This window comes from Lutimaribacter degradans, assembly GCF_023703375.1.
Taxonomy (GTDB): domain Bacteria; phylum Pseudomonadota; class Alphaproteobacteria; order Rhodobacterales; family Rhodobacteraceae; genus Lutimaribacter; species Lutimaribacter degradans.
Window position 1 is genome coordinate 26,413 of sequence record NZ_JAMQGO010000019.1, and the last position, 7,667, is coordinate 34,079.

Annotated in this window: 5 protein-coding genes; 2 read left to right on the forward strand and 3 right to left on the reverse strand. The window is 62.8% G+C overall.

The annotated features are described in order from the left end of the window. Positions 1–401 precede the first annotated feature (401 nt). Complete coding sequence (locus M8744_RS17105) at positions 402–1,514, forward strand: hypothetical protein (RefSeq protein ID WP_251419967.1); 1,113 nt, start codon at positions 402–404, stop codon at positions 1,512–1,514. A gap of 240 nt (positions 1,515–1,754) precedes the next feature. Continuing rightward, on the forward strand, positions 1,755–3,584 hold the full coding sequence (locus M8744_RS17110; protein WP_251419968.1) for a glycosyltransferase: 1,830 nt from the start codon (positions 1,755–1,757) through the stop codon (positions 3,582–3,584). A 114-nt stretch (positions 3,585–3,698) separates the two neighbouring features. Here the strand turns inward: M8744_RS17110 and M8744_RS17115 are convergent, their stop codons facing one another. The 3 genes from M8744_RS17115 to glmM all read right to left on the reverse strand — a co-directional run bounded on the left by M8744_RS17115 (position 3,699) and on the right by glmM (position 7,528). Then, complete coding sequence (locus M8744_RS17115) at positions 3,699–4,817, reverse strand: hypothetical protein (RefSeq protein ID WP_251419969.1); 1,119 nt, start codon at positions 4,815–4,817, stop codon at positions 3,699–3,701. A gap of 92 nt (positions 4,818–4,909) precedes the next feature. Next, a complete protein-coding gene (gene glf / locus M8744_RS17120; protein ID WP_251419970.1) occupies positions 4,910–6,046 on the reverse strand; it encodes a UDP-galactopyranose mutase in 1,137 nt (378 codons plus the stop codon). Positions 6,047–6,190: 144 nt separating this feature from the next. After that, the gene (glmM, locus tag M8744_RS17125) at positions 6,191–7,528 is read right to left on the reverse strand and encodes a phosphoglucosamine mutase (RefSeq protein WP_251419971.1); all 1,338 of its coding nucleotides are present in this window, start codon (positions 7,526–7,528) and stop codon (positions 6,191–6,193) included. Positions 7,529–7,667 lie beyond the last annotated feature (139 nt).

Sequence of the window (7,667 nt, forward strand, 5' to 3'; positions counted from 1 at the left end):
CTTTCATCGGTCAGCGCCATTGCTGTGGCCTCCTTTTCTTGCCGGCCGGGCGGGAAATGCGTCACGCCCCAGTCTAGACCGTGCTTCGGGCGACTTGAAACACGAAATTACACGTTTTCGGCGAGTGATCGGCCCCGCCGCGCCGACAGCATGGCACCGGGGGCATCGTCATCTGATCCGGGCCGTTCAGCCGTTTCATGGTTCACCCTTTGCCTGGACGGATTCTTAACACCTCACGCGGCTGAATTCACAGGGCGACGCCGCTTGATCTATAAGCCAAATTGAACAATCTTGCGACCATGGGGCCAGAATATATGCTGCGTCAGGAATGTGTTTGAACCGCATATTATTCCACATGATCGGCGTGATGCGGGCCAGGAAACAAGAGATTTATCGAACGTATGAAAGTCATTCTTTTCATCGGGCATCACAAGGTCGGCTCGACATCTTTGCAGGATTTCCTGGCCCGCAATAGCGTGACCCTGGCCGAGGCAGGGATTCTTTACCCTGCCGTCGATTTCGAAGCCATGGCATCGATGCTGGCTATGGCTGTAGGGCGCCACACCCCGGAAGCGGTATTGCCTATCAATTCTCGCGAACCGCATAACGCCCTGGCTTTCCGGATGCTGGCCGAGCGCAAGAAAGGCAAGGTGCCTCCTTTTCATAAAGGTTTGCCAGCCCTGCCCCAAATGATCCATGCCATTCGCCAGCAGATCACGTTTCTGCAGCCCAAGGCGGTGATCCTTGCCGCCGAGGTGTTTGCCAATTTTGCCCCAGCCGATCCCGCCTTGATCCAGCGCCTGAAAGAGATTTTCCCCCCCGAGTCAGAGGTCACGGTAATCGCCACACTTCGGAGGATCGACGAATACCTGTCTTCTTGGCACGGACAGCGCCTGAAGTTTGGCCACAAGCTGGCACCGTTGCGTGAGGAGGGGATGCGGGACTATTTCACAAACATTCATTTCGATTACCAACTGATGCTGGAGGGCTGGCTGAAGGGCCTGCCCGACGCCCGGTTCATTCTCCGGAATTATGCCCATGTGCAGGAATCTGGCGGCTCAGTGGCAGATTTCATCGCGCAATCAGGATTGCGCTTCCCAAGGCGAATGGCCGCAGAAAAACGAACGAATGAATCTCTACATCGCGGAATCTACGAGATCGTTCGGCGCGGCAATCATGTGCTGCCCAAGCCACAGGCCGAGGAATTGCGGCAATTGCTGCGCAAACTGACGCCGCTAATGGGTCTGCCGAAATCCTCCGAAATCGAGTTGTTTGGAGCCGGAAACCGGGCCGAGCTGGTCGAGCGTTTTACGCCAATCCACGCCTTTTTGGAGGACGCTTCAGGCAAGGCTCCCTTCTTCCCGGACCTGGAGGAGGCGCGCAACACGCAGTTGGTGCCGGAGGCAGAGGTATTCCGGCACGCTCTGGCGAGGTTGCGCCGGCATGAAAACGAGATACAAAACTTGGAAACCAGGGCTTTTCTGCAAAGTTTAGAGACGGAAATCGTGTCCTGATTACTGGCAGCCCGTTACAGAAAGGGACAAGATGATCACCGCGCCCGCCATTCACGTGAGTCCCGCTGACAACGGCCCCACTTTCATTCAGAGTATGTTGGCGCGAAATATCCAGGCCGCGCTTTAGCCAGTTCGGAACCGCCCATGTCATGCGTGGCGCCGCTCATCCGGGAAACCAGGGCCGACCATGGCCTTCCCCATACTGCCCGTAACTCCGCACCCAAGAAAGGCTGATACCCGATGGCTCTCAAGGATGCCCCGTTGCAGTCGTTGATCTGGCCCGAGCCAGGCCTGAATACCGAACGGGATCTTTACGTCCGGCTCGACCAGGGCGCGGCCCTGTCGATGCCGAACCGGGAAATCCGCTTTGTATCCGGCGGGCTCGCCGATTTCGGCACCGCTATGAACCTGTTCAATGTCGGGAAATGGCACAAGTATTGCGGGCTCGAGGACCTGTCGCTGGAGCTCGAGGGCGAAGGCACGTTCGAGCTCGTGGTGTTCCATGCCTACCCCCAGCACTCCCGAACGCGGATGATCAACGACGTGATCAGGCTTGAGGCCGGCCAGCCGCAATCCTTTGCGCTGCGGCAGCCCGGGGGGTTCGAAAATCGCGGTGTCGTGTTCTTCCAGCTCAAGGCGCTTGGCCCGGGCGCCTTGCGCGCCGCGCAGTGGCGCACCGAGCAGGCCCCGCGCCGCAGCCCGCAGATCATGCTGTCGATCACCACGTTCAGGCGCGAAGCGGCGGTGCAGAACACCGTCGCGCGGTTCGAGGCGTTCATGTCCCGCTCGGCGCTGAAGGATCACCTGCACCTGGTGGTGGTCGATAATGGCCAAAGCGCCGAGATCGCCCCCTCGGCACATGTCACGCCGATCGCCAATGAAAACCTGGGTGGCTCGGGCGGGTTTGCCCGCGGGTTGCTGGCCGCGCAGGCGCGCGGGGCAAGCCATTGCCTGTTCATGGATGACGATGCGGCCGTGCACATGCAGGCGATCGAGCGTAGCTGCATGTTCCTGGCCCATGCGCTGGACGAGAACGTGGCGGTCTGCGGTGCGCTGGCCAACGCCCAGCATCGCTGGCAGATGTGGGAAAACGGGGCCAGGTTCCACTACTTGTGCCACCCCCAGTTCAAGGGGCTCGACCTGCGCGAAAGGCAGGACGTGACGGACATGGAATTCGCCAGCACCGCCGACAAGCCGGCCGATTACTACGGTGGCTGGTGGTATTTCGCCTTTCCGGTGAACCGGGTCCGGCACATGCCCTTTCCCTTTTTCGTGCGCGGCGATGACATAAGTTTCTCGTTGATGAACGGGTTTCGCACCGTGCCCCTGCCCGGCGTGATCTGTTTCCAGGACGAGGATTTCTCGTCCAAGGAATCGCCGCAGACGCTGTATCTCGACCTGCGCAGCCATCTGGCCAACCACCTGGTTCCGCCCCAACTCGAGGTCGGGCGCAAGGGGGTGATCAAGATCGCGGCATGGTTTTTCGTCCGGTCGTTCCTGTCGTGCCATTACGAAACCCTGTCGGCGGTGACGCTGTCGCTGCGTGACGCGATCGCGGGGCCCGGGTTCTTTCGCGAGAACGCGGATATGAGCCGGCGCCGCGCCGAGATCAAAGAGCTGATGGAGCTTGAGGTCTGGCGCCCGCTGGAGGGCGAGCCGCCGGCCGAACGGCGCCGTTTCGACCCGGATCGACGCTTGGACCGGGCGTTGATGAAAATCACGCTCAACGGCCACCTGCTGCCGTTCTTTTCACGGTTCGGCAACCATATCACCCTGCCGGCCGAGGCGCGGGGCGCGCGGCGGCCGATCTGGGGCGCGGCCCGGATCACCTATGTGTCGGCCGATGGCAGGAAAGCCTATACCGTCCAGCACGACAAGCGGCGCGCCTGGGGCGCGGCCTGGAGCTATCTCAAGTTGTTGCGCCAGCTGTGGCGCGACTACGATGCGATCCGGGATCGCTGGCGCGAGGGCTACGAGCAGCTGACAACGCGGGATTTCTGGAAAGACAGGCTGAATGTCCCGGCACAGGATCGTGCCGCCACCGCTATTGCTGCCCCGGCCGACACCTGAATATCGCCCGTTTCCCCGGGCACGCGGGCGATGCGGCCTGGCCCCCGGCCCCGAAGGCCGATGTCACGGGGCGCGCGGGGATGATCGCACAGGCCGCCATTCCGGCTGTCGCGGTCAAGCCTGCCCGTCGAGCTCTGCCTTGAGCCTGGCGATAAGCGTGCCATGCGGGCGCAGCCTTTCAGCCGCGCAGATCAGGCGCAGCGCCAGTTCCGTCTTGTCCGCCTGTTTTGCCAGCCTCGCGGCCGCGCGCAGCTGCGGGACGCCGACATCGGCATGCCAATCGTTCATCGCGCCAAGCAGCAGGCTGATCGCCTGGTTGGCGCTCTGTTCGGTCCAGGTTTCGCACGGGTCTTCCGGGTAGGACGAGAAATCGTCGGAAAACAGGTCACTGCCATCACGCCCCCCCAGCCGGGCGTTCAGCGCGACATTGCCGGCGCGGTAGCGGTCATAGAAGCGCTGCGCCTCGATACGGGCGGGCATTTGCGGCGCATCGTCGGGTAGCGCCCGCATGATAAGGCCCCGCAGGTCGGGCGGCACATCCTGGGCGTTCATGAGATGGCCAAGCTTTGTCTTGGTCATTCCGTAGGAGACATTGAGATTCTTGCTCACGTCCAACCCGGCGGGGTCCAGCCCGGCGGTCACCGCGAAATCATGCCAGGCATCGCCCTGCAGAAGGGTTTCGCGGTCCCAGACCCGCACGATCACGTTGTCCTCTCCGAAGGTATCCAGCCAGTACCCGATCCGGGTGTTGTAATCGAGGTACTGGTCCAGCCCCGGCCCGTTCCAGGGAAGCGACGTCGTGCCGCTGCCGAAAATCTCGGCTTCGGCATGGCGATTGTTCTTGGCGCCTTCCTGGTGGTGTGACACCGCGTGCGAATCCTGGCGCCGCAGGTAGACGATGATGCGGACCCGGTCGAAGTAATCATGCACCAGCGCCGCCAGTTGACGGATATGCTGGGGCCGGAAAAAGAACGAGAAGTTTTCCGAAGAGGCGATCACCCGATCCTGTGGCGCCTCGGCGAACAGGCGGCGCAACAGCGCGGCATTGCGAACATGAAAGCCCTGCCGGGCGACCTTTCCCCACGCGACCGGGCCAATGGCCTGGTGCAGCGTGGCCTGCCCCTCGGGGGCGACAAAGCAGTGGCCCTGGGCCTCCAGCGCCGCCCCGTTTGCCTTAAGGGTGTGCTGGATGGTCGTTGTGCCTGTCTTGTGGCAGCCAATATGAAGAAGCAATTCCCGAGGCATACATATTCTCTCAACTCGTCTGGTGCCGAACGTTGCCTTTGGCCGGCAGGCGCAGGTTTGCCACGGCGGGGCCGCTCCCCCTAGAGCGGTGCCTTCACGAAGGCCGGGGTGTCCTGCCCCTGCGCAAGGAAGGCATCGGCGGTGTCCAGCGCCTCGCGGATGGTCACATCCATGTCGAGATAGCGATAGGTGCCCAGGCGGCCGACGAAGGTCACGCCGGTCTCTTTCTCGGCCCGCGCCACGTAATCGGCCAGCAGCGCCTTCTCCCGCACCTGGCGGATCGGGTAATAGGGAATGTCATCGGCCGTGCAGGCGCGCGAGAATTCGCGGTAAAGCACCGAGCCGTCATGGCTTTCCCAGGGGCTGAAATGCTTGTGCTCGGTGATGCGGGTATAGGGCACATCTTCCTCGCCGTAATTCATCACCGCGCAGCCCTGGTAATCGCCCTCGTAGGTGAAACGCTCGAAATCAAGCGTCCGGTAGCCAAGCCGCCCCAACGCGTAATCGAACCAGCCATCCAGCGGGCCGGAATAGAAGACGTGGTCCCACTGGTCCTTCTCGGCGCGCTCGAAGGCGGTGTTCAGGTGCACCGAGATGCGCGGGTGGTCGAGGATCCGCTCGACCATGGCGGTATAGCCGTTTTCCGGCATGCCCTGGAACTTGTGAAAGAAATAGTTGTCATCGTAATTGAAGCGCACCGGCAGGCGCTTGAGGATCGAGGCGGGCAACTCGGAAGGGTGCATGCCCCATTGCTTCATCGTGTATCCCTTGAAGAACGCCTCGTAGAGATCGGGGCCGACAAAGCGCAGCGCCTGTTCCTCGAAGGTCTGCGGATCCTCGATCGAGGTGTCGGCAACCTCGGAGATGAAGTCGCGCGCCTCGTCGGGCCGCATCGTCTTGCCATAGAACTGGTTGATCGTGTGCAGGTTGATCGGCAGCGAGAAGACCTGCCCCTTCGAGGTGGTCTTGACCCGGTTCTTGTAGGCTTTGAACGTCTCGAAGCCGGTGACGTAGTTCCACACCTCTTCGTCGTCGGTATGAAAGATATGCGGCCCGTAGACATGCACCATGACGCCGGTCGCGGAATCGCGCTCGGTATGGCAGTTGCCCGCCACGTGGGCGCGCGCGTCCACCACGGTGATGTCATGCCCGGCCTCGGCCAGTTTGCGCCCGATCACCGCGCCGGAAAGCCCGGCCCCCACCATGAGAATTCTCATCGATCAAATCCCTTCAGTCACAACGGGAACCTTGTGTCACGAGGGTGTGCCAATGACAATATCGCGGTGTCCCTGCGCGGGCCATCGCGGCGCCCCTGCACGGGCCCGGCCCGAAAACCGGGCCGCCTGCCGGGGCGGGTGCGCTCAGGCGTCCCTGATCACGTCGCAGATGCGCGTGACGATCTCGCGCAGGAGGGTTTCGTCATGCGCCTCGCCCATCACCCGGATCAGCGATTCGGTGCCCGACTTGCGGATCAGCAGCCGGCCGCTGTCGCCCAGGCGGGCCCGGCCATCGGCGATGGCGGCCTGCACGGCCGCGCTGTCCAGCGGCGCCTGCCCCGGCGTGTAACGCACGTTTTCCAGGATCTGCGGAACCGGCTCGAACACCCGGGTCAGCCGGCTGGCCTTGTCGCCGCTTTCCTTCAGCATGGCCAGCACCTGCAGCCCCGCCACCAGCCCGTCGCCGGTGGTGGCATGATCGGTCATCACGATATGGCCCGATTGCTCACCGCCCAGATTATAGCCGTGATCGCGCATTTCCTGAACCACGTAGCGGTCGCCGATATCGGTGCGCTTGAGGGTGATGCCCTGCCCGGCAAGGTAGGTTTCCAGCCCCAGGTTGGACATGGCCGTGGCCACCAGCGTGTTCTTCCGCAGCCGCCCGGCCTGCGCCCAGCGGGTGGCCAGAAGCGCCATGATCTGGTCGCCGTCGATGATCGCGCCGGTTTCGTCCAGCATGATGATCCGGTCGGCATCGCCATCCAGGCAGATGGCGACATCGGCGCCGGTTTCGCGCACCATCCGGGCGGCGGCCTGCGGCTGGGTCGAGCCACAATCGCGGTTGATGTTGTATCCGTTGGGCGACACGCCCAGCGTGATCACCTCGGCGCCCAGCTCCCACAGCACTTCTGGCGCGGCCTTGTAGGCGGCGCCGTTGGCACAATCGAGCACCACCTTGAGCCCGTTGAGGCGAATCCGCCCGGGCACCGTGGTCTTGGCATATTCCACGTAGCGCGCAACCGAGTCGTTCAGCCGGGCCACACGGCCGATATAATCGGGGTCGATGTTGAAGGCCCCGCTATCCAGCAGCACCTCGATTTCCCGTTCGATATGGTCCGACAGCTTGTATCCCTCGGGGCCGAAGAACTTGATGCCGTTGTCGTGGAACGGGTTGTGGCTGGCCGAGATCATCACGCCCAGGTCGGCCCGCATCGAATGGGTCAGCAGCCCGACCGCCGGCGTGGGCAGCGGCCCCAGCGCAAAGACATCCATGCCGGTGGCGGTAAAGCCCGCGGTCAGCGCGTTTTCCAGCATGTAGCACGAGCGGCGGGTATCCTTGCCGATCACCACGCGCCGGGTTTCGGCATTGGCATTGAAATAGGTGCCCACCGCCGAGGCCAGGTTGACCATGAAGCCCGCGGTCATCACGCCGGTATTGGCGCGGCCGCGAATGCCATCGGTTCCAAAGTATTTCCTGGTCATGCACCGCCCCCCGGGATCGCCTTGCCGGCCTTCTCCCTAAACGGCGGTGGGGGGCCTGACAAGGCGGCGTGCCGGCCCTTTCGGGTGGCGTTTCGCGGGCAAGCTGTTACACCGCCGGGCATTCGTCTTTCCATGTGCA

Excerpts from the sequence above, each read along its gene's own strand:
- M8744_RS17105 (WP_251419967.1), top strand. The coding sequence starts at position 402 with ATGAAAGTCATTCTTTTCATCGGGCATCACAAGGTCGGCTCGACATCT.
- M8744_RS17110 (WP_251419968.1), top strand. The coding sequence starts at position 1,755 with ATGGCTCTCAAGGATGCCCCGTTGCAGTCGTTGATCTGGCCCGAGCCA.
- glf (WP_251419970.1), bottom strand. The coding sequence starts at position 6,046 with ATGAGAATTCTCATGGTGGGGGCCGGGCTTTCCGGCGCGGTGATCGGG.
- glmM (WP_251419971.1), bottom strand. The coding sequence starts at position 7,528 with ATGACCAGGAAATACTTTGGAACCGATGGCATTCGCGGCCGCGCCAAT.